At 64.7% G+C, this 18,987-nt stretch carries 23 protein-coding genes; 1 reads left to right on the forward strand and 22 read right to left on the reverse strand.

Annotated features, from left to right (window positions below; translation table 11 throughout):
- Positions 1 to 83: 83 nt before the first annotated feature.
- The 16 genes from CFB34_RS17360 to CFB34_RS17435 all read right to left on the reverse strand — a co-directional run bounded on the left by CFB34_RS17360 (position 84) and on the right by CFB34_RS17435 (position 15,357).
- Entirely contained in the window at positions 84 to 2,705 is a 2,622-nt protein-coding gene (locus CFB34_RS17360; RefSeq protein WP_089439752.1) for a glucosaminidase domain-containing protein, read from the reverse strand.
- 1 nt (position 2,706) lies between these two features.
- On the reverse strand, positions 2,707 to 4,053 hold the full coding sequence (locus CFB34_RS17365; protein WP_089439751.1) for a hypothetical protein: 1,347 nt from the start codon (positions 4,051 to 4,053) through the stop codon (positions 2,707 to 2,709).
- A 2-nt stretch (positions 4,054 to 4,055) separates the two neighbouring features.
- On the reverse strand, positions 4,056 to 4,949 hold the full coding sequence (locus CFB34_RS17370; RefSeq protein ID WP_089439750.1) for a hypothetical protein: 894 nt from the start codon (positions 4,947 to 4,949) through the stop codon (positions 4,056 to 4,058).
- A gap of 14 nt (positions 4,950 to 4,963) precedes the next feature.
- Positions 4,964 to 5,341 (reverse strand): hypothetical protein, encoded by a 378-nt coding sequence (locus tag CFB34_RS17375; RefSeq protein WP_089439749.1) that lies wholly within the window; start codon positions 5,339 to 5,341, stop codon positions 4,964 to 4,966.
- Positions 5,338 to 5,664, reverse strand: coding sequence for a hypothetical protein (locus CFB34_RS17380; protein ID WP_089439748.1), 327 nt, complete (start codon positions 5,662 to 5,664; stop codon positions 5,338 to 5,340). Before CFB34_RS17380 ends, CFB34_RS17375 begins: the two co-directional genes overlap by 4 nt.
- 4 nt (positions 5,665 to 5,668) lie before the next feature.
- Positions 5,669 to 6,076 (reverse strand): hypothetical protein, encoded by a 408-nt coding sequence (locus CFB34_RS17385; protein WP_089439747.1) that lies wholly within the window; start codon positions 6,074 to 6,076, stop codon positions 5,669 to 5,671.
- Positions 6,076 to 7,494 carry a hypothetical protein gene (locus tag CFB34_RS17390; protein ID WP_089439746.1) on the reverse strand — a complete coding sequence of 473 codons (1,419 nt, stop codon included), beginning with the start codon at positions 7,492 to 7,494 and terminating at the stop codon, positions 6,076 to 6,078. The genes CFB34_RS17385 and CFB34_RS17390 overlap by 1 nt, the downstream gene beginning before the upstream one ends.
- A complete protein-coding gene (locus CFB34_RS17395; protein ID WP_089439745.1) occupies positions 7,491 to 7,901 on the reverse strand; it encodes a hypothetical protein in 411 nt (136 codons plus the stop codon). Before CFB34_RS17395 ends, CFB34_RS17390 begins: the two co-directional genes overlap by 4 nt.
- Positions 7,901 to 8,203: a hypothetical protein gene (locus CFB34_RS17400; protein WP_143329431.1), complete on the reverse strand. Its 303-nt coding sequence runs from the start codon at positions 8,201 to 8,203 to the stop codon at positions 7,901 to 7,903. The genes CFB34_RS17395 and CFB34_RS17400 overlap by 1 nt, the downstream gene beginning before the upstream one ends.
- Complete coding sequence (locus CFB34_RS17405) at positions 8,136 to 8,645, reverse strand: hypothetical protein (RefSeq protein ID WP_143329430.1); 510 nt, start codon at positions 8,643 to 8,645, stop codon at positions 8,136 to 8,138. Before CFB34_RS17405 ends, CFB34_RS17400 begins: the two co-directional genes overlap by 68 nt.
- Positions 8,646 to 8,694: 49 nt before the next feature.
- Entirely contained in the window at positions 8,695 to 9,132 is a 438-nt protein-coding gene (locus tag CFB34_RS17410) for a hypothetical protein (RefSeq protein WP_089439743.1), read from the reverse strand.
- Between the two features lie 66 nt (positions 9,133 to 9,198).
- The gene (locus tag CFB34_RS17415) at positions 9,199 to 10,293 is read right to left on the reverse strand and encodes a DUF4043 family protein (protein WP_089439742.1); all 1,095 of its coding nucleotides are present in this window, start codon (positions 10,291 to 10,293) and stop codon (positions 9,199 to 9,201) included.
- 9 nt (positions 10,294 to 10,302) lie between these two features.
- A complete protein-coding gene (locus tag CFB34_RS17420; protein WP_089439741.1) occupies positions 10,303 to 11,094 on the reverse strand; it encodes a hypothetical protein in 792 nt (263 codons plus the stop codon).
- 67 nt (positions 11,095 to 11,161) lie between these two features.
- Complete coding sequence (locus tag CFB34_RS17425; RefSeq protein WP_089439740.1) at positions 11,162 to 13,174, reverse strand: hypothetical protein; 2,013 nt, start codon at positions 13,172 to 13,174, stop codon at positions 11,162 to 11,164.
- Positions 13,159 to 14,673 carry a terminase family protein gene (locus tag CFB34_RS17430; protein WP_179243625.1) on the reverse strand — a complete coding sequence of 505 codons (1,515 nt, stop codon included), beginning with the start codon at positions 14,671 to 14,673 and terminating at the stop codon, positions 13,159 to 13,161. Before CFB34_RS17430 ends, CFB34_RS17425 begins: the two co-directional genes overlap by 16 nt.
- Before the next feature lie 102 nt (positions 14,674 to 14,775).
- A complete protein-coding gene (locus CFB34_RS17435; RefSeq protein ID WP_089439738.1) occupies positions 14,776 to 15,357 on the reverse strand; it encodes a terminase small subunit in 582 nt (193 codons plus the stop codon).
- Positions 15,358 to 15,504: 147 nt separating this feature from the next.
- On the opposite strand from CFB34_RS17435, the gene CFB34_RS17440 reads away from it, so the two are divergent.
- On the forward strand, positions 15,505 to 16,497 hold the full coding sequence (locus CFB34_RS17440) for an IS5-like element ISBmu2 family transposase (RefSeq protein ID WP_006412423.1): 993 nt from the start codon (positions 15,505 to 15,507) through the stop codon (positions 16,495 to 16,497).
- 179 nt (positions 16,498 to 16,676) lie between these two features.
- On the opposite strand, the gene CFB34_RS17445 is transcribed toward CFB34_RS17440, so the two are convergent.
- The 6 genes from CFB34_RS17445 to CFB34_RS17470 form a co-directional block, all read right to left on the reverse strand.
- On the reverse strand, positions 16,677 to 16,955 hold the full coding sequence (locus CFB34_RS17445; protein ID WP_089439737.1) for a hypothetical protein: 279 nt from the start codon (positions 16,953 to 16,955) through the stop codon (positions 16,677 to 16,679).
- Between the two features lie 14 nt (positions 16,956 to 16,969).
- A complete protein-coding gene (locus CFB34_RS17450; protein ID WP_089439736.1) occupies positions 16,970 to 17,557 on the reverse strand; it encodes a hypothetical protein in 588 nt (195 codons plus the stop codon).
- 28 nt (positions 17,558 to 17,585) lie between these two features.
- Positions 17,586 to 17,783 carry a hypothetical protein gene (locus CFB34_RS17455; protein WP_089439735.1) on the reverse strand — a complete coding sequence of 66 codons (198 nt, stop codon included), beginning with the start codon at positions 17,781 to 17,783 and terminating at the stop codon, positions 17,586 to 17,588.
- 63 nt (positions 17,784 to 17,846) lie between these two features.
- Positions 17,847 to 18,251, reverse strand: a complete 405-nt coding sequence (locus CFB34_RS17460) for a hypothetical protein (RefSeq protein ID WP_218828628.1) — start codon at positions 18,249 to 18,251, stop codon at positions 17,847 to 17,849.
- A 45-nt stretch (positions 18,252 to 18,296) separates the two neighbouring features.
- Positions 18,297 to 18,683 (reverse strand): DUF2829 domain-containing protein, encoded by a 387-nt coding sequence (locus tag CFB34_RS17465; protein WP_218828627.1) that lies wholly within the window; start codon positions 18,681 to 18,683, stop codon positions 18,297 to 18,299.
- Positions 18,680 to 18,928, reverse strand: coding sequence for a hypothetical protein (locus CFB34_RS17470; protein WP_143329429.1), 249 nt, complete (start codon positions 18,926 to 18,928; stop codon positions 18,680 to 18,682). The genes CFB34_RS17465 and CFB34_RS17470 overlap by 4 nt, the downstream gene beginning before the upstream one ends.
- Positions 18,929 to 18,987: the final 59 nt, after the last annotated feature.

Consider the following 18,987-nt stretch of genomic DNA (forward strand, 5'->3'; position numbering starts at 1 on the left):
ATCCCCTCTTCAAACGAGAAGCCGTCATGGAAAAATTCTGGATTGGCGTCATGGTGTCCGCGTCCTGGACGTTCGTTCTCACGTTAGCGGCTCGCTGGTACGGCCGCCGCCCCAGCAACCCCGGGCACGAACGGGAGAAGCTGATTCAGCGAGTCGAGCGAACGCCGCTGGACCGCCATTGGAAGCTCGCCGCCAAGCGCGGTCTGCGCCGCTCGTTCATTGACGAACTGATTGATCGAATTACGGGCAATGTTCAGCCCCGGTAACTTCATCTTGTCCGCCAGCGACGTCAAAGCGTTCAGCGCCATCGACGCCCCGGCGGCAGCCGTGTTCGAGTGATTCACCGCGGCACCGGCCGGCTCGGCCTGCACATTCGCCGCGACACGTCCGATTTGCCGAAGCTGCGCCGCTTGCTGCGGCCCAAATAGTGCGTTCAGCTTCACATTCCCGATCGAGTTCAGCGCCTTGTTGAACGCCCCCTGCGAGAACGTCCCGATCTCGTCGCTCGCACCACCAAGCGCCTTTCCCTTCAGATATTCGAGCGCCTGCATCTGCAGCGCGCGGCCCTGATCCGGAACCATCCCCATCAGCGTATTGACGTCGTCCGCCGTGCCGTTCAGCACGTATCGGCTGAAGAAGTTGTCCGGCACTGCGCGGCCACTCACGATGGCCTTCAAAGCCGGTGTCGAATCGATCGTGCCGAAGCGCGCGGCAGCTGCATCGCGCGCACGGTTGAATGCGGCGATCGCCTCTGCGCCCTGGGCGGCTTCGCCGCCGAGTAGCGGCTCGGTATTGTCGAGCGCGTCGCGCACGATGCCGAGCGCCCTGACGATGTTCCCGTTCTTCCCATCGTTGTCCGCGATGCCCTGCGACAGGATCGTCTTGAACTGCTCGGCCGTGCTGACGTTGAGGGGCGTTTCGCCGCTGGCGAATCGATCGAGCTGTCGGTCGATCGCGCCGGGCAGATGGAGATCGCGCATCTGCTCTGCGAGCTGCTGGCGGGCCGCGGACACGAACTGCTCATTGTCGAGCGGGATGTCATTTCCGTTGACCGCATGCGCCTGGGCGTACAGAGCAGCGACGCGGGCCTGTGAGGCGGCATCCTCGCGGCCGAGTGCGTCCATCAGCTGGCGTCCGGTCTGGTAATCGCCGAGGGCCTCATTGGCGCCCTGGCGGTTCAGCGAGTCGATCAGGCCGGTATTCTGGTCCGCGTACCGCTGCATCAGCGGTTCGCCGGCGCCTTGGATACCGCGCAGGTTGCGTTCGGTCGTGAATTGGCGTGGGTCGCGGGTTGCCTGCCCCAGCGTCAGCCCGTTTTGCGGGCCGAGCACGGCCGTTCCCTCTGCCTGCCGGAGCGCCGCCGCGGGGTCGAGCGTCCGATTGGTCGCAAGCGCATCGGTAACGCGTGACCGTACGTTGTTGAGGATGTTGTCGGGGATCACCGAAAGGTCGATGCCCTGGTCTGCCGCTGCCTGGCGGATAACCGCGTCGGCATTCTGAGAGGCAGCAGCCTGCGTCGACGGCAGCCGCGCGCCGACATTCGACATGACGCGGCTGATACCGGTCGCCAGGCGATCAGCAACGGCACCGAGCGCTGAACCCGCAGCGCCGCCGACTGCCCCGCCCAGCGCACCAGCGCCGGCACGTTCAGCCAGCGTGCCGAGCGTATCGCCCTGGTGCATCGGCTGCGCAGCACCGGTTACGGCGCCGGCGACTGCCCCGCGGCCGACCATGCTCGCCAGACCACGCGCGCCGCCGACGATCGGGCCACCGATCAAGTTCACCGGGTTCGCGATCGCGCCACCGATCTCACTGGCCATCTGCTCGGAGCTGTTCGCCGGCGCCGGCGTGATCGAATCGACACCGCGCTTGATCAGCGTGTCGACGTCCTGCAGCTGCGGGTCGTGGCCGAGCGCACCGCCGACAGCATTGATCGTCGCGTTCACCGGGTTCGCGACCAGGCCGACCGCATCAGCAACGCCATGGCCGACTGCGCGCGCCGCCAGCCCGAGCTGGTGACCCAAGTTATTGACGGTCCATGGCGAACCCTGCGGAGCGGCCGTCGGGCCCTTTCCGCGCGCCGCCAGCGCCGCGAGCAGGTCATCGTCGCTGATCCCTGCCAGCTCCTGCGGCGTCGCCGCGTTCGCCGTACCCGAGAACGCCGTCGCGACAGCGTTCCCTACGCGCGCGAGCATGCCCGGTTGTGCGGCCGGCTGCTGCGCTTGGGCTGGCGCCTGCGCGCGCTGCACCGTCTGCATCGCGCCCTGCAGCTTTGCGACGTACTGCGGATCCTCGGCGTAGCCCGCTGCCTTCAGCGCCGAAGCGTACCGATTCATATCCGTACCGGCGCCGACGGCGCCAGGGTACTTTCGCGAAATCAGGCTCGCATAGTCGGTAGCAAAATCGCCCGGGCTTGCATAGGCGCGATACGCATCCGTGCTGCCCGTCATGTTGTCGCGAGCGGATACGCCGCCGCCCGACAGATCCTTGATGTTGCCGAGGTTGTTCGTGCCCGGGACTACCGACTTACCCCAGCCGGTTTCGTGCCCCCACTGCGCGAGCAACACGTTTCGATCAACGCCGAGCTGCTTCCCGACGGCGTCCGCGACGCCGCCGTATTGCGCGGCGAACGACGTAGGCGAGTACGACGTCGGCTTGATGGAGCCGATCAGCTGGTCGTCCGACAGTGCGCTCAGATCGGCCATGTCAGTACCCCATCGCCTTCAGGCGTGCAGCAAGTTGCGGGTTCGCCGCCGCGCGCCGGCGGAGTTCTGCGAGCGCAGCATCGGGCGCGGCGCCGGCAGCTGCTGTCGGTTGCTGCGCGGCCGGTTGCTGTTGCGGTGCCGGCGCGCCCGGGCGTGGTTGGCTCGCATAGTCCTGGTTCGCGTTCGCCACGATGGAAGGGATCAGCGAGGCGCCCGGGCCGGCCTGCGCCTTCAATGCTTCGATCGCGAGATCGCGGGCGCGCGCCTTCTGTTCGATCGTCGCCGGCGAGTCGCCGGTCTGCGGGAAATACTTCTTGTCCTCGTTCACGAACTCGGAATCGGCGATCGCCGCGCCCGATTCCTTCCGCAGAATCGCACTGACGAAATTGCGCTTCGCCTGCTCGTACGACTGCTGCTGATCGCTGTTGAGCCAGTTCGTCGCGCCGCCAAGCGCGCCGCCGATCACCGGCAGGCCGCTTGCGGCCCGATAGATCGGGTTCGTGTTCGTCGTGCCGCCTGCCTCGAGCTGCCGCAGCATGTTCTGGGCATCGAGCGCGCGCGCGCCGAACGCAACGGCGTTCGACTGCTCGCCGGACAGGTTGCCGATCGACGAGCTGATCGGCTTCCCGTCCGCGCCGAGCACGGGCGTCGTCTGCCCCGTTAGCTTGTTCACGACAACGCCGTTCTTCGCGTCGTAGTCGAGAGCACGCATGTTTTGCGCGCGCGTCTCGATTCCTTCCGTCGCAACGTTATGCCGCTGCGTCTCGCCGAACTGCTGCTGCGCGAGTTGCTGGTCGATCGCCTTGCTGTGCTGGTCGAGCTGCTGCATGACCGTGAGCGCCTCACGCTGCTTGTTTGCGACGAGCGTCGGGTCGTACGTGGCCGGCATGCTCGCCACCGAATCCGGTCCGAGATGCGATGCCGCCCACTGGCGCGCGAGGTCATAGCTCGCCTGATCCGTAACGCCGTTGAGCACTTGGCCGATCGCACCGAGCTTCTGCAGCGAACCGTCAATGCTGGCCTTCTGCTGCGCGAGCTGCGCCGACTGCGTCTCAGCCAGTGACTTCGCGAGCGCGGGCACGGCGGCGCCATATCCGCTCGACGCGACATTGCCGACGATCCCGCCTGCGTTCAGCGTGCCGTCCGCATTCATGGCTCCCGGCGCTTTGAATGCGGCGTTCAAGGCCTGCGCCTGATCGACCTCGCGCTGCTTGTCCTGAATGGCGAGGTCGTACAGCTGGTTCTGCCGCTGGGCGCCCTGCAATGCGGCGGCTTGAGCATACGTCGTCAGCGGGTTCTGGATCTGAACCGGCTGGACCTGAAGAGCAACGTTCGGATCGAGTGCCATATTCACACCGTGAAGCCGTAGGTATTGCCGCCGACGTTATAGCCGGTCGGGTTTGAAGCGCTCGGCGCGCCATAAAGCGTCGAACCACCGCTCGGCGCCGCGGCTGTCGGAAACAGTTTGTTGAGCATGTAGCCGCTTTGCAGCCCGTTCACCGCCCCGGAAAGTCCGCTGTTGATTGCGTTGGCCGAACCAACGGTGCCGGCCGCTGAGGCCGCCGCGCCTGACGTAATCGCGCTCGCCACGTTGCCTGCTGCCTGGGCGCCCATCGCACCCGTCATGGCCGATGCGTTCTGACCGTTCCCGACGACACCGAGCAGCCGATTCACTGCATCGCTCGCGATCCCGTAGTTCGTGCCGAAATTGCTCAGCGCGTTGCCGCGATTCGTGTTGTACGTCGCGAGACTGCGATTGAAGGTGTCGCCGTACGTCGAATCCGCCAGACCGGTCGCATACGCCTCGGCCCCCTTCATCGCGGCGCCGGACGCGCCGAGTCCACGCGCCGATGCGCTGTTCTGCGCCGCCTTCAACCCCTGGCCGAGCGTGAACTGGTAGCCGGGCGTCGCGGCTGCCTCGGCGGCTGTCGGCGCTGTGAAGTCGCCGTAGCTGAAGACCGAGGACAGAAGCGGATTCTGCAGCGACGTGCGCAGTTGCGGAATGAAGCTGGAGCCGAGATCACGATACGGCGCAAGATCGTCCCGCGTCTGCTGGTACTGCTTCCACTGGAGATCAGCCGCGCGATTCGCAGCGTCCGCCTGCGTCTGTGCGGCATCGCCAGCAGCATCGCTGCCCATCATGCCGCCGATCAGCGAAACACCAGCCCCCACCAAGCTACCCATGTCTTCATAGCGACCATTCGCCGGGCCGCCGAACGGGTCGCCGATCGGGTGCTCGATCATCCATGCGCGGTATCTCATACCGTTGCCTCACAGGTCATGTGCACTACACCATCCACTTCCGACGTCCGACGGAAGCCGAGACGCGTGCAGAAATTCAAGCCAGCTGCATTCGTTGCCCGGACGGTCGTCTCCGCGCGCCCATGTCGCTCGATGACGCCGCCGAGTTCCTGGCGGATGAACGAGCGTGATGCCCAAGCTCGGCGCCCAATCGGCAGCACCGAGATATGGATCTCTGGCCCGTCGACTGCCACCACTCCAACGACGGCGCCCCCATGCGTGACCGGATGCAGATCGAAACGCGCCAGCAGCACCGACACGTCATCGCGCTCGACGGGCAGCTGCTCGCGCAGCACGTCCAGCACGATCGCTTCGAGGCGCACGCGATCGCTCACGATGCGTCCGCCTCCGCACCGGTGATCGTCAGCGTCACTCCGACACCGTCCGCATAGAGCGCGGTCGGAGCGACGATCTTCAGGTTCAGGATGTCGGTCAGCGGGAGTGACTTGCCCGCGGGCACCGACACCTGATGCACGCGCGTCGTGTCTCCAGCTGCGCCACCGCTCGGCACGAGGTAGACGTTCACCACAACGGGTGCGGCGGTCGGGTTCCAGGCGTTCGCCGAATGCACGGCACCCTGCTTGCCGGCGTTCGGTGTGTAGACCGCTGCGGCCGCGCCGAGCACGGATTGCGAGAGGGTCTTCCAGTTCACGGACATGGTTCTATGCCTCGATCAGTTTTCGGACGTCGTCCGGCGCGCGCGGCGCGACGGGCACGGGATCAGGGAGAAGCGAAGCGGAGCGCGCCACTACAGCGACTGGATCCGGCAGCACTACGGCCGGCGCGCGCGCGGGCACCGGTACGGGCATGCTGATCACGAGCGCCTCGAGCTCTGCGACGCGCTGCAGCAGAGTGGCGATGATTGCGGCGGCCGGATCGGCGTTCACGAGCATTTCGATCGCGTCGATCTTCGCCTTGAGTTCGCGCGTATCGATGCCCGGCGCGCCACCCGTGCGCTCGTACTGCTTGAGCAAGAATTCGAGCCATACGCGGCTCCATCGGCCATCAGCCTCGAGCGGCAATACGTTCGAATTCGGGAACGGCGAGTTCATATCGAGCTTCTTCGCCATCACGCCTCCCCGCTCGCTTTGAGGTAGTAGCCGTTGAGCGCGGTCTTCGTCTTCGCCGACCACGACACTTCGAAGACGCGGCCCATGCCCTTGTCGGTCCCGAGCGCGTTGAACTGCGCGCGCCGCTTGACCTCGCCGCGCGCGCCGAGGCCGCGCGAAAGAGGCGTGCCCCACGTCTTTCCGCGAGTATCGGACCAGCGCAGGCGCACCTGCGGCTCCGGATCGTTCGCACCGGCCTGCCCGACTTCCATATCGACGATCAGCCGGTCGTAGGTGATCAGGTCCCCTTCGTTGCCGGTGTTCGGCCACGACCGCAGATGCAGACGCTCCTGACCGTCGTCGTCGAACGCGTCGAGCGTCATCTCGTAGAGGTTCCCGTTCTGCCAATCGCCGACCAGCTGCTTGCCACGCCAGAGCGCGAAGCACGCGCCGCGGTGTCGATGAAGAGCACCGAGGTCATCCATCCACAGCCGTTCGTGCCACTGCTTCGTCGAGAGGTCGTAGCACCACGTCTTGTCAGCGGTCGGGAACGTGAGCACGTAAAACATGTGGCCACCGGCCTGGTGCGTGTAGCCGATCGCGTCGTCGAGCCGCGCGTAGGTGCGCAGCTCTTCCGTAAGTGCGGGCGTCGAGATCAACAGAGCGTTCATCTGGTCGCTGCGGAAGACGAGGCCCTCGCCTTCATCGCCCGCGCCAAGCCAGTAAATCGATGTGTCCATCGCGGCGATCGATGCCGCGGACATGCACCCGTATTCGATGAACGTGCCCGGGTATCGCGCGAATGCGAAATCCGACGCGCCGGCGTTGTACCAGACCTCCGTGGTCTTCTCGCCGAACACCCAGATCGTGCGGTTCGTTACCTCGACCGCTACCGTCTTGTCGGGCGCACCGTTCTTCGCCGCGATGTCGAGCGGATCGAACTGCACGGCGAGCGCGCCGCTCGCGTAAAACTGGCGCGTATTCGGCTGGTTAAACAGCATGAAGTCATCGATCAGCGCGACGCGGCTCGATCCGTAGAACGCGCCGTCGACGATCTTGTTGAACGAATGATTGTCGAGCTGCAGCTCGTAGCCGTCATCGGTACCGTCGACGATGACCATCGTGATGCTGTTATCGAGCATGAACACGGGCCCGGCGACCGAATCGATACGCCCCATTTCGACGAACGACCAGTCGGACATCACGCGATACAGGGCCGTCGACACAACGGCGAACAGCTCGCCATTCGTCGCTGTGTAAAGCCCGCGGAAGCCCTGCAACGGCGCGACGCCGCGGCGAATCAACCCGGGCGTCGGGTAGTGCGTCACCGGGAATTCCGAGTCCGCCGGGTTCTGCTCGGCGTACAGGTTCACGCAGCGCTGATTCGCCGCGATGACGCTGCGTGCCTGGTAGGCCCCAGTCATGAGCATGCCCTTCATACCGGCCATCCTCGGCCATAGCGCCAGCCGTAATCGCTGCCATCCGGCCAGCCGCATCGGCGGTCGTTGTGCACCACCATCACGCCATGCATGAGCGTCGTGCGCTTACCCGTCGCATCGTCCATGTAGATCCGATACGACAGCCGGCCGCATGCGTCCTTCGTATTGTCCGGCACGAACACGAACGCCGATTCCGGGGCACCAGGCGCCGCGATCGTGAGCGGCGGATACACGCACTCAGCGATCTTCAGCGTCAGCGTGTAGCCAGTCAGGTCGACCGGATCGACAGAATCCTCGGAGTCGGTCTGATAGACGTCGAGCAGCACCCGAAAATCATCCCCCGCAGCGACCGCGAAATCGCGTTCCTGCGCGGGCTGATCGAGTGCTACCGCGAATTTCACATCCATCAGAAATACTCCTGTTTTACCGGTTGGCCGGATGTCGGCGCCTTCGTCAGTGCGGTGATTTCCCGCTCGCCCCACGTCCACCACATCGGATCAGCCGGCTTCCCGAACTCCGGTGCCGTAAGGAACGACGCCATCAGCACGTACGGTTCCTCTGCACCCTCCGGAAGCGTCTGGATCGTCCAGCGCACCCGGTCATCCTTGCGCACCGATGCATGCACGGCGCGCAGCTTCTGCTTAGCGACCAGCAGATCCTCGGCGTCGGCCGTTTGCCCCGTCCCGAGCACCCTGATCTTCTTCAGCACCCGGTTTGCCAGATCCGTCTGCGTCACCGCCATCAACATCCCCTTGCGCGGCAGGTGCCGCATTCGCGAGCGCCGCTTCGAGCTGGGCGATACGCGCGTGTGCTTCGTTCAGCTCGGCGCCACGCGCTGCATACGCTTCGAGCAGATCACGATGCTCAGTGGCGAGCGCTGCGTGAGCGGCCTTCAGCAGATCCAGTTCGCGCGCCAGGTCGCCGTGAGCGGCAATTGCGACGGCAGCCGCGGCACGCGGCTCACCAACCAGCAATTCGGCGACGAGTACCTCGACGCCGTCGACCTCGAAATGCGGATTCTTCAGCAGCTTGCGGGCCGGTTCGTCGTCCATTCCGACCCACCGGCCCAGCGGAAGCTCGACGCCCGCGAAGCGCGTGCCGCGCCGATGCTCTTCGCCGCTCGGATCCCCGATAAATCTCACCTTTGCCATATCAGCCTCGTCAGTTCGGAGCGACCACGGCGGCCGCCCCATGCGCCGCTTACGCGTTCGGCGGAAGGAAGAACACGTGAAGCGTCACCGTGCCCGTCGTCGCGCCAGTTGCCGGCGCCGCGCGCACGTTCACGTCGACCGTATCGTCCAGCGTGAGGGTCAACGGCTGAGCTGCAGCAGCCGATGCGCGCGCGACCCCGCCGGCCTGCGCGACGGTCGACGCGGCGATGAAGTGCTGCACGTCGTCGCCGGTGCCGACGTCGAGCGTGATCGTCGGCGTGCCGTTCGTATCGAGATCGCTCGTCACGAGCATCACGTCGACGACGGTCGAGCCCTTCGACAGCAGCGGCCCCTGCAGGACATCGTTCAGCGCGAGGGCGGCGGTCAGCGCGTATTGCGCGGTTGCGCACTTCAGGCTCGACGCGTCGCCGACGCCGACCTTCGTGTTGGATCGCCCGGCGAGCGGGCTCATCAGTTTGGTTGCCATGTCGTTCCCCTATCGGTTCAGGAGGAAGCGCCGCACGCGCGGCGCCGTCCAGGTGCGATCAGCGCGTTATGCGTCGGCGACAGCCGCGGCGTAGACCGTGACCAGGCCGTGCTGCACGAGGTCGGCCGTGTCGTCGGGGCCCTTGCCGAACAGCAGCTTTTCGATGCCGCGAATTTCCTGCACACCGACGCCGGTCCGGAAACCGTAGTCGCGCACGTCAGTCGTCGACTTCGTGCGCTGCGCCCATGCGACGCCAACCGCCTGCGCGCCGCAGAGGAAGTTCGCACCGACGTCGATGCCACCTGCACCGACACCCGACAGCACGGCGATTTCCGGGATCTCGCGGATGATCACGCCGTCCCATACCAGCGAACCTCCCGTGAACAGCGGGTTGCTGTTCATGCCGTTGCCTTCGCGCGCGCGCGCTTCGCGGTTCGCCTGCTGCATTACCGGATCCTTGCCCAAATCACGGAATGCGAGCGAATTCGCGAACATCACGTACCACTCCTCATCCTCGTTCAGACGGATCGGCTTGATCGCCGGCGACGCGAGCTGAGCGCGCCGCTTCGCGAGGCTGATCATGTCCGTCGTCAGCTTGTCGGCCGTGTTGTCGATGTTCGCGAGCGACGCGGAGTGATCGTTGCCGACGTTGTTGCCGACGGCAGCCCCGAACAGTACCCGGTCGGCGTTGTCCACGAGCCATGCATCCTTCTGCACTTCCGTCGCCGCCGCGTACAGCACGCCATTGATCGAATACAGCGCGTCGATCGTCTGGTTGCGCATCTTCTCCATCGCCCACAGCTTCAACGCGGTCTTGCCGGCGTTGCGGAGATCGATCGCCGACTTCTGGTCGTCCCAGTCCGTCACGACGACAGCGTTCCGCACCGGGTTGACGGTGACGGCCATCGAGCGCGAGTCGAGTTCTTCTTCGTTGCCCTCGAGCACCTGATTGCCGGTAACGCCCTGGCCGCGCAGCTTGCGCACGTTCGCGAACGTCACGCGATCGCCCGGCTTGCGGGTGAGATCGTCCTTCAGTTGGATGATCGAGTTCTCGTCCGTGCCCATGTAGCGCAGAAAGCGCGACTGGCGGACGTATTCCATGAAGAACTGGTCGTCCCATTGCTGGGGGGTAAGCCCTGCGCGGGCGGTAGTCTCAGCCATTTTTCAGCCTCATCGTTTCAGAATGTCAGTGAGCGCGGTCGGGCCGGTCCACGCCTGCGCAGTGCGCGGCGCGGCGGATCGAGCCGTCGCAAGGGATTTCGGAATCACGGGGGCGGCCGGCGCAGCCGCGGCGACAGGTTGTGCGGGCGATGCCGCGCCCTGCTGCTGCAGCTCGGCGAGGATCTCGTCGCGAACCTTCTGGCGATATGCCGCCGGATCGCTGCCGATCTCGCTCATTGCCTGAATCCGCTTCGCCTGGTCGAACATGAATTGCCACGGGTGCCGCTGTTGAGCCAGCTGCGCACCGAGCGCGGGGTTTTCCTGCACGGCCTTCTGGAACACCTCGAGCGCGCCGTCGACGTCGGCATCGCCGTGTTGCTGGCGGACCATCATTTCCGACATGTTCATGCGCTCGTTCAACAGCGCGTTTTCGTAGGTCAGCATGGCCGGCGCCGGTTGCTGCTGTTGTTGGCTTGACGGCTGCTGACCCTGCGACGAACGCAGGTGCTTCAGTTCTTCCTCGAAGCGGATCGCCTTTTCCTTCCAGTCCTGGCGGCCCTTTCGCTCTTCCTCCAGCGCCTTCAACGGGACCATCGGAGCCTGTTCGGATGCCGGCGGCGCATCGTTTTGCGCGGCCGCACCAGCATCGCCAGCGACATCTGCCGGCGGCGTCTGGTCGGTCGGCTCGCCCGTGCGGGGCTGATCGCCGTCTACCGGCGCGGCGACTTGCGGCTGCTGCGCATCGCTCGGCGGCGTATCGGCGGATTCCCCACTCAGAACCTGATCCAAACTCGTGCCCATCTTCAGCTCTCCAACACGCCCGATTCGACCCGGCGGCAGTCATAACGCCCGTATCCCCGGCGGCAGGTCATGCAAAATCCGACACCATCGGCGGCCGCTGCGCATCAGCGATGTTGCGCACGGCCTCCGTTTGAATCTTTCCGGTTTCCGCGTCGAGCTTGCGGATCTTCGCGGCCTGTTCCATCTGATCGAGCGACGACGGGGCGGCAGGTGCGCCGGATGCATCGCCGCCCGGCTGCCCAGCCTCGACCATCGTGCGCTGCGCCTCGGCGTTCGCCTTGTTGGCCTGGGCGGTCGTCTTCTGAACGTTCGCCTGCTGCTGAGCCATGCCGATCTGCTGAGCCTGCTGTTGGCCCTGTGCGCGCGCCGCGCGGCCCTGCTCGAGCTTTTCAAGCAACTTGTCTTTGTTGCGGAGCTGCGACGCCTCGATGAGCACTTCCGGAGGAATCGGATCGCCGGCTTGCGCCAGCGCGGGCGCGAGCTGCGCGAGCATCTGGAATTGCTCGGCCTGCACGTTCGCAACGTCCGGGCCTTCCTCGATCGTGATGTCGACGTCGAGGCCGCCAATGTCGTTGTCGACGCGCACGATCTGGTTCAGCCGCGGGTCGCCCTGCTGCAGCCCGATCTGCTGCGCCATCGCGGCCGCTTCTTCCGGCGCCAGCTCGCCGAGCGCATCGGCGAGCGTCACCTGGCGGTTGAGGCCAACCCATCGCGTGTTCTTCTCGTCGTCGGTGACGCGAATCCACTTCTCGCTGGTCCAGAACTGGCGAATGCGCAACCACGTTGCCTCGTACACCTGCTTCGTCCACTGGCGCAGATCGTCGATGATCGGCTCGACCTCGATCGCACCGCCGGCCTGCTGAGCCTGAATCGCGCGGCCTGACTGGATGCGCGGATCCTTGCCGGCCATCGCGGCATTCGGTCCGCTCGCCTGGAGTTCGGCGGTCGCGTGCTGCATCAGCTGCATTTGTGACGCCGCCATATCGCCGGTCGGCAGAATGCCGAAATCCTTGCCGAACTCGCCGGCGGCCTGTACTTCGAGGTGTCCATCGGGGCGTGCGAGCTGGCGCTTCGCCGCGTCGACATCATTGATCGCTTGTGCATTGCCGAACGTCTGCCGCACGGACATGAGGTGCAACGCCTTCGACCGGCGCTTGTTCACCTCGTCCTGCAGCGAGATCATGTCGCGCACGTGGCCGTAACGCTGATTCTCGCGGTCGACGTACGCTGAACGCAGGATCAGCGAGCACGCCGGCTTGCCGTCGCGGCCGATGTACGGCGACGGCATCGGGTCGGTGAGATAACCGCCCTTCGTGAACGTCGCGATAAACCAGACGCCGTCCTGAATCCAGTGGCACTGCACGACACGCACGCGCGTGCGCCGGTTGTCGGCCCACCGCAGGTACTTCGGCCGGTCGTCGTATGTGTCCGAGATCGACACCGACGACAGCGTGTACTCGATCGCATCCTGGCGATCCGGGAATGTGTCGAGCGCCTCCTCGCGGTCCATCCAGATCACGACACCGAGATAGCGCGCGTCGCTGAAATCCTTCTGCCGGCTGTACGGGTCGACCCAGATGCGATCCCAGGGAATACGCGTGATGTCGACGTCATACCCTTCCATGCCCTCGACGACAGTCACGTCGGCGCCACCATAGCCCTCGATCAGCATGTCCTCGTAGACGTCCGAGCGAGTCACGTCGAAGTCGTTCTGATCGGCGACGTAGCGGAGCGAATCCGTCGCAGCCTCGGCGAGCTGGTCTTCGTGCGGCGTGCGCGGGAACGCCTTCGGATCGCTGCGCATGCGGCGCTCGAAGCCGCGCAGGTATTCGACCTTGCGCTTGACGTAGTTCACGGTCAGCGCGGGCTGGCCGCGCTTCGCAAGCGTATCCAGCTCGGCGCGCGTCCATTGCTGCCCGTCGTAGTAATCGCGATCGCGCTCGGAACGTTTCCGCGCGTCGTACGTCATGTCCTCGGCTTCTTCGAAGCGGCGGCACAGCACTGAAACGTCCGGCACGCGGTATTCCTGCACGTCAGCGCCGACGATTGCGACCGGCGCGGCCGTCATGCTGTCCGCCATGATCCCTCCGCGTCGTTGTCGACCTTGTTGAACGCGCGATCCCAGCGATCGACCGGTTTCTCTTCCGCTTTCACCGGCACGACGGCCGGATGTGCATCGGCGATCGCGCGCCCGATCAGGCTGCCGTTGTCGACCTCGTCATCGTTCTTCGCGCCCGGGAACTTCACGTACTGCGCGATGATGTCGTCGCCCTCCGGACCTTCAGGCATGAACACCATGCCGTTCGACGCCATGCCCTGGAACGCCTGCGCTTTCACTTCCTTGTCGGCGCCGTGCGGTGTGATCGGCTCGATGCGCACGAACTGCTTTTCGACGCGCATTGCGGCCTTCACGAAGCCCGCGACCGACTTCCAGTTGTTGTCGTCCTCGGGGAACCATGCGAGCGGCCGGTATTTCTTGATCAGGCCGGTGCGGCGATCTTCCTGCTCGACCTCGCGGCGCCGAGCGGCTTCCACGTTTCCGACGACCTCGGCCGTCATCTTGTCCATCGTCATCTGCCGCCGGAATCCGTCGATCAGGTACACGTTGCCGAGCGCGTCAATGCCCCACACGCGCACACACGCGAAGTCCGACGTGCTCGAGCCGGCCGGCGCGTGGTCGCTCGTGATGTAGTAGTTCAGCCGCTTCGGCTGGCTGCCCGGCCGGTAGCGGCGGAACCATGCCTTCTGGAAGAAAGTGCCCTCGGCCGGTGCCGGCTTCTGCTGGTACAACGACGACCAGGTGCGCGAGTTCCGCTTGAACGGCTCCCAATGCGCATGGCTGAACCATTCCGGCCACAGCGTCTCGCCGATCTCGCGGCCGAGCGGATCGTCGATGCGGTCCGCGATCGCAGGCAGGCAGATCACGTACCACTTGCGGCCGTCGCGGCCGTCGACCCACCCCGATTCACCATCCCAGCCGACCGGTAAGATGCGGCCGGCGACATCGTCCTCGTGCCAGCGCGTCTGGATCAGCACCTGCGGCGCGCCGGGGATGAGGCGCGAGCAGAAATCGTCGATGTATGCGCCCCACGTCTTGCGGCGCATCGGCTCCGATTCCGCTTCGTCACGCCCCGCGACAGGATCGTCGAGCACGCCGAGCGCGCCGCGATTGCCGGTCAGACCGGAGAGCAGGCCGCCGGCCATGAACTCCGATCCGTTCGTCAGCGTCCACTGGTGCGCAGCGCGATTGTCGGCGACGAGGCCGACGTCGAAGAGGCGCTCGAACGTCGCGGAACGCACGAGCTGCCGCGCGCGGCGCCCCTGCTTCATCGCGATTTCGGTCGCATAGCTGGCGAGGATGACGTTGCGGCGCGGCTTGCGCGCCATGAACCACGGAATGAATACGATGTCGCTGTACGTGCTCTTCGCCGAGCCCGGCGGCATCAGCACCATCAGGTTCGGGATCGTGCCGTCGTCTATGCCCTGCAGCTTTTCGCAGAGCAGTTGGTGATGCGCTGCGAGCGAGCCGAGGCGCATCACGGAAAATCGGTCTTCGTCGTCGGCGTCGGTGAGCGGCACGGTCGGAATGTCGACCAGGCAGGCGAAGTCAGGAAGGCTGCGGCGTGAAAGCTCGCGCCGTGCTGCCTGTACATCTGCGATGGTGAATTCCCGAGCGCCCATTCAGATCTTGATCGATGCCAGTATGCGGAGTTGTTCGGTCGTCAGCTTGCTTGTGTCGACGGTGCTGCTCACTCCGATCGGGCCACCGTCCGGCCCGGAAATCTCCCCCTTCACACGCTCGACGCTCCAGCCCATGATCTTCGCGATGCTGTCGAGCGCCGCGCGCTTGTCCGACCACTTCACCTTGCTCGTCACGCCAATCTGGAAGCGGTCTTTCCCACTTCCCTCGAACTCTTCCATCACCTCGAAGCCGGCGAGCGCCGCCGCCGCATCGTCATCGAGTTCCGGCACGCGCTTCAGAGTGCCGTCGGCGTTGAAAAAGTTTCGCGGGTCCGCGAATGCGAGCCGCGCGTACTCCAACATGACGCGCTCCCTCGTGATCTCGAACTTCTTCGCGAGTCGCTCGCGCGCCGCAGAGATCGCCCGCTGAACCCGCACATTCCCCAACAATCGCGGCCCTGCCGACTCGGCCGTCTTCGCGCTGTATCCCGCGCGGATCGCCGCTTGCGTGGCGTTCATGTCGCGCAGGTATTCATCGACGAAGAGCGCCTGCTTCGGGGTGAGGTCTTTCTTAGCAGCCATGGTCCCGACAGACGTTCGAATGCAATTCGTTAGGCATGTGAAGTATCCGACAAAGTGCTAGGGAAACGCTGATTTATTCGGCTCGGCGGTCATCGCAGACGTAGCCGAGGACGTTTAGAAGACAGCTCACGGAACGGACCCACGACGATGAAGAGGCAGATCGGCTTCGCGGAAGCGGAAATTGCAGGCAAGAAGCGAGTGACGAGGCGCCAACGCTTCCTGGAAGAGATGGAGAAGGTCGTTCCGTGGCAGCGCTTGCTGTCGGCCATCGAACCGCACTATCCGAAGGGCACGCGAGGTCGCCCGCCGATTGGCCTTGAGCGGATGCTGCGAATCTACTTCGTGCAACAGTGGTACGGACTGTCGGACGAAGGACTGGAAGACGCGCTGTATGACAGCATCACGCTGCGAGCCTTCGCCGGCATCGATCTGGCGATCGAGAACGTGCCTGATGCAACCACGCTGTTGAAGTTCCGGCGCCTGCTGATCGAACACGAACTGACACGGAAGTTGTTCGACGAGATTGGCATCTCGCTGTGCGAGCGTGGGCTGATGATGAAGGAAGGCACGCTGGTTGACGCGACGATCATTGAAGCGCCGCCGTCGACCAAGAATGCCGGGAAGAGCCGTGACCCGGAAATGCATCAAACGAAGAAGGGCAACGAATGGCACTTTGGCATGAAAGCCCACATTGGCGTCGACGCCGACTCGGGCCTGATTCACAGTGTGGTTGGCACGGCGGCCAACGTGTCGGATGTATCGCAAGCTCATGCCCTGCTGCACGGGCATGAAGAGCAGGTGTTCGCCGACGCGGGCTACATTGGCGTCGACAAGCGCGAGGAAATGGCGGGCAAGGCCGTGAAGTGGCACGTCGCTGCCAGGCGGGGAAAGATCAAGGCGATGCAAGAAGGAGCGCTGAAGGACCTGGTGATCGCGCTCGAGCGAACCAAGGCGCAGATCCGTTCGCGGGTTGAGCATCCGTTTCATATCGTCAAGAATCTGTTTCAGCATCGCAAGACCCGATACAAGGGCTTGGCCAAGAACACCGCGCAACTGTTCAGCCTGTTCGCTCTGGCGAATCTGGTGATTGCGCGAAATCTGTTGCGATCGGTCCATGGGAGCAGTCCGTCATGCGTATGAAAAATGCGAGCAGGGGAGGCTCGCTTACGCGCCAAATTCACTGAATTGAGCGCCGATTCGCTTCGTCATCCAGAAAATTTGAAGCCATCTCGCCTGCAACTTCGGAAGTTGGTCCATTGATCAGCGTTTCCCTAGACGAAATCTTGGCTAAATAGCGGTTTAGGTAGCCGAGATTTCAGCTAAATTGTGTTGGCAGTAGCCGATATTTCGGCCCCCTCGATCGGACGCTCGAGCATCGTCGGCGCTTCGATCGGATCCCGACCGGTTTTCACTGACCATGCGATCAGCAGCAGCGAGCCGACGGAATGCGACGGCTCGACGCCATCGCGATAGCTCTGCAGCGAACTGCGCGGGATACGCGTCGTCATCGACAGCTTGTAAAGCGACGAGCCGCCATGACACAGGTCGGCGAGGACGCGGAACCAGTCGATTCGCAGATCAATCATGGCGGCATGCATTGCGGTCGCTCCCGTCAGAGTGCTTCGCGCAGCTGGCGTACGACGTCGAGCAGCTCGTCGCGCGCATCGTGCTCGAGCGCGGATAGCTTCCGCTCGAGCAATCCGAGCCAGCGATGCGCGGACGCTGGGGCGTCAGCAATCGCAGAAGCATCCGAAGAAATCGAGGTCTGTGTCGCACCGCTCGCATCGGTTTTCGTGCTCGCGACCGCCGCGGAGGCTACTGCATCGCTCGACGTAGAAGTCGAGGAGAATGTCGTCGACACGGGGGACTCCCCCGGCATCGCGACCACCGGCGCGTCACCAGAACCCGACGAACCGGCCACCGGCGACAGCGATTCCGACGAAAGCGACGCGGACGCCGATGAATCGGGCGAACGATCGGCGATGGATTGCCCGGACATGCTGATCGAATTCTCGCCGGAACTGGTCTGCGTGCTCAGGTCGGCACCAGACCCCAGCGGCTCCCCCGCCACGGTCGTGCCAGCCTCCGGCACCGGCGCTGCGGTCGCAAGCGGCGCGGCCGCGAGCGAATCTTTGTTCTCGATCGTGACGGACACGGCCGCCGGCTCGGTGCTGCTCGGTGCTGCATTGACGTCGTTCATGGTGTGCTCCAGGTGAAAAGAGATTCCGTTACTTCGGCTGCTTCTTTGCGAACGCTTTGCGCACGCGCTCTTCCATCGACTCGCGCGTTGGCTTGAGGTTTTTCGGCGCGGCGCGCGTCCGACCGAGGCGCTCGTCTTCAGCGCGGAAATAGAGATCGATGCACCGGCGCCGCTCCGTGTCGAAAAAATTCTCGTGCGCGTTCGGGAGCGCCCACATCACGTCCATGTCGACTCGCTTGCTCATCGATCGTCCTCGCTTTGCTAATTGCAGTATTTCGGCGGCCGCTGGTCAGACGGTGTGCGTGCCTTCGACCCCGCGGCGCATCCGCGCCAATGTGCGCTGCTGCAGCCAGTGCTGCGCTTCCTCGATCTTCGTCAGCGCCAGTGCGTTCTCGCGGCACGCGAACGGTCCCGCCTGGAACGAGCGCAGCCGGTCGGCCACGATCGCGAGCAGCACCTCCTGCGTGATGCCGTTCACGCCAGCTTCGGCTATCGGGCCGTTCTGGAACAGGATCGTCGTGTGATGCGCCGGCTGGCCGTGGCGCGCGACAAACGGGTCCGACGGATTCGACGAGGTGTCGAAGCCTTCGACCATATAGAGGTGATTGGCGCCGCCCGCGCCGGGCTCGTCGGTGACGCTGATCGTCAGCTTGTCGTTCGCCGGGTTGACGACGTGGTCGGTGATGGTTCGCATGCTGGTTGCTCCTATGCTGGTTTGTGCTGCTGGTTGTCGCGCCAGTTACTCGATGACATACCAGTCATCAGCGAGGCAGTCGTTGACGCTCGGCACCCACGTGCTGACCGTATCGTCGACTCCCTTCAACGCGAAGTACGCGTTGTAGGGAACGAGCGCCCCTTCGCCGAAGTGCGCCTTCGCGGCACCCGTTTGCACCGGATATGCCGCCGGCGGCACGAGATACGCGAACATGCCTTTGCCGTTCCAGCCCATGCGCGCGATGCGCTCGCCACGGCGCACCGCGTCGAGGGCATAGCCGAAGTCATGGCCGATGACAGCTGAGGAGCCCACGCCGCCCGGCGAATGCTCGTCGCGGAGAGACTGCCGGGCCTGCTGAATGCGTTTGAACGAATGCATGTTGATCTCCAGAAAATGCTGCCGCGGCGTCATCTGCGCCGCATGCGTGAGGGACTCACGTCCCATTCCAAATCGCCGCTCGCGAGAAACGCGGCCAGCGATTGCCGGTTCACCTTCACCTGCACCTCGGCCCGATATGTGCCGTCGTCGTTGCGCGCCGCCAGCGCGGCATCGCCGAGGTATTTCTCGGGCAAGTCGACATCAGCCTCGACCATGTCCGGGAATCGCTTTCCGACCGCCGGCCGCCGCACGCGGCGCACGACCGTCTCGAACTGCATGTACGCCTGCCCGGTCGCCGCGGTGCGCCGCCACGACTGCCGGACCCGAACGAAGAGCC

The organism is Burkholderia sp. HI4860 (assembly GCF_002223045.2).
Classification (GTDB): Bacteria; Pseudomonadota; Gammaproteobacteria; order Burkholderiales; family Burkholderiaceae; genus Burkholderia.

What these genes read in the sequence shown, in the direction of transcription:
- CFB34_RS17360 (WP_089439752.1), bottom strand. Translation starts at nt 2,705, where the DNA reads ATGGCCGATCTGAGCGCACTGTCGGACGACCAGCTGATCGGCTCCATC.
- CFB34_RS17365 (WP_089439751.1), bottom strand. Translation starts at nt 4,053, where the DNA reads ATGGCACTCGATCCGAACGTTGCTCTTCAGGTCCAGCCGGTTCAGATC.
- CFB34_RS17370 (WP_089439750.1), bottom strand. Translation starts at nt 4,949, where the DNA reads ATGATCGAGCACCCGATCGGCGACCCGTTCGGCGGCCCGGCGAATGGT.
- CFB34_RS17380 (WP_089439748.1), bottom strand. Translation starts at nt 5,664, where the DNA reads ATGTCCGTGAACTGGAAGACCCTCTCGCAATCCGTGCTCGGCGCGGCC.
- CFB34_RS17385 (WP_089439747.1), bottom strand. Translation starts at nt 6,076, where the DNA reads ATGGCGAAGAAGCTCGATATGAACTCGCCGTTCCCGAATTCGAACGTA.
- CFB34_RS17390 (WP_089439746.1), bottom strand. Translation starts at nt 7,494, where the DNA reads ATGAAGGGCATGCTCATGACTGGGGCCTACCAGGCACGCAGCGTCATC.
- CFB34_RS17395 (WP_089439745.1), bottom strand. Translation starts at nt 7,901, where the DNA reads ATGGATGTGAAATTCGCGGTAGCACTCGATCAGCCCGCGCAGGAACGC.
- CFB34_RS17405 (WP_143329430.1), bottom strand. Translation starts at nt 8,645, where the DNA reads ATGGCAAAGGTGAGATTTATCGGGGATCCGAGCGGCGAAGAGCATCGG.
- CFB34_RS17410 (WP_089439743.1), bottom strand. Translation starts at nt 9,132, where the DNA reads ATGGCAACCAAACTGATGAGCCCGCTCGCCGGGCGATCCAACACGAAG.
- CFB34_RS17415 (WP_089439742.1), bottom strand. Translation starts at nt 10,293, where the DNA reads ATGGCTGAGACTACCGCCCGCGCAGGGCTTACCCCCCAGCAATGGGAC.
- CFB34_RS17420 (WP_089439741.1), bottom strand. Translation starts at nt 11,094, where the DNA reads ATGGGCACGAGTTTGGATCAGGTTCTGAGTGGGGAATCCGCCGATACG.
- CFB34_RS17425 (WP_089439740.1), bottom strand. Translation starts at nt 13,174, where the DNA reads ATGGCGGACAGCATGACGGCCGCGCCGGTCGCAATCGTCGGCGCTGAC.
- CFB34_RS17435 (WP_089439738.1), bottom strand. Translation starts at nt 15,357, where the DNA reads ATGGCTGCTAAGAAAGACCTCACCCCGAAGCAGGCGCTCTTCGTCGAT.
- CFB34_RS17440 (WP_006412423.1), top strand. Translation starts at nt 15,505, where the DNA reads ATGAAGAGGCAGATCGGCTTCGCGGAAGCGGAAATTGCAGGCAAGAAG.
- CFB34_RS17445 (WP_089439737.1), bottom strand. Translation starts at nt 16,955, where the DNA reads ATGCATGCCGCCATGATTGATCTGCGAATCGACTGGTTCCGCGTCCTC.
- CFB34_RS17450 (WP_089439736.1), bottom strand. Translation starts at nt 17,557, where the DNA reads ATGAACGACGTCAATGCAGCACCGAGCAGCACCGAGCCGGCGGCCGTG.
- CFB34_RS17455 (WP_089439735.1), bottom strand. Translation starts at nt 17,783, where the DNA reads ATGGACGTGATGTGGGCGCTCCCGAACGCGCACGAGAATTTTTTCGAC.
- CFB34_RS17460 (WP_218828628.1), bottom strand. Translation starts at nt 18,251, where the DNA reads ATGCGAACCATCACCGACCACGTCGTCAACCCGGCGAACGACAAGCTG.
- CFB34_RS17465 (WP_218828627.1), bottom strand. Translation starts at nt 18,683, where the DNA reads ATGACGCCGCGGCAGCATTTTCTGGAGATCAACATGCATTCGTTCAAA.
- CFB34_RS17470 (WP_143329429.1), bottom strand. Translation starts at nt 18,928, where the DNA reads ATGCAGTTCGAGACGGTCGTGCGCCGCGTGCGGCGGCCGGCGGTCGGA.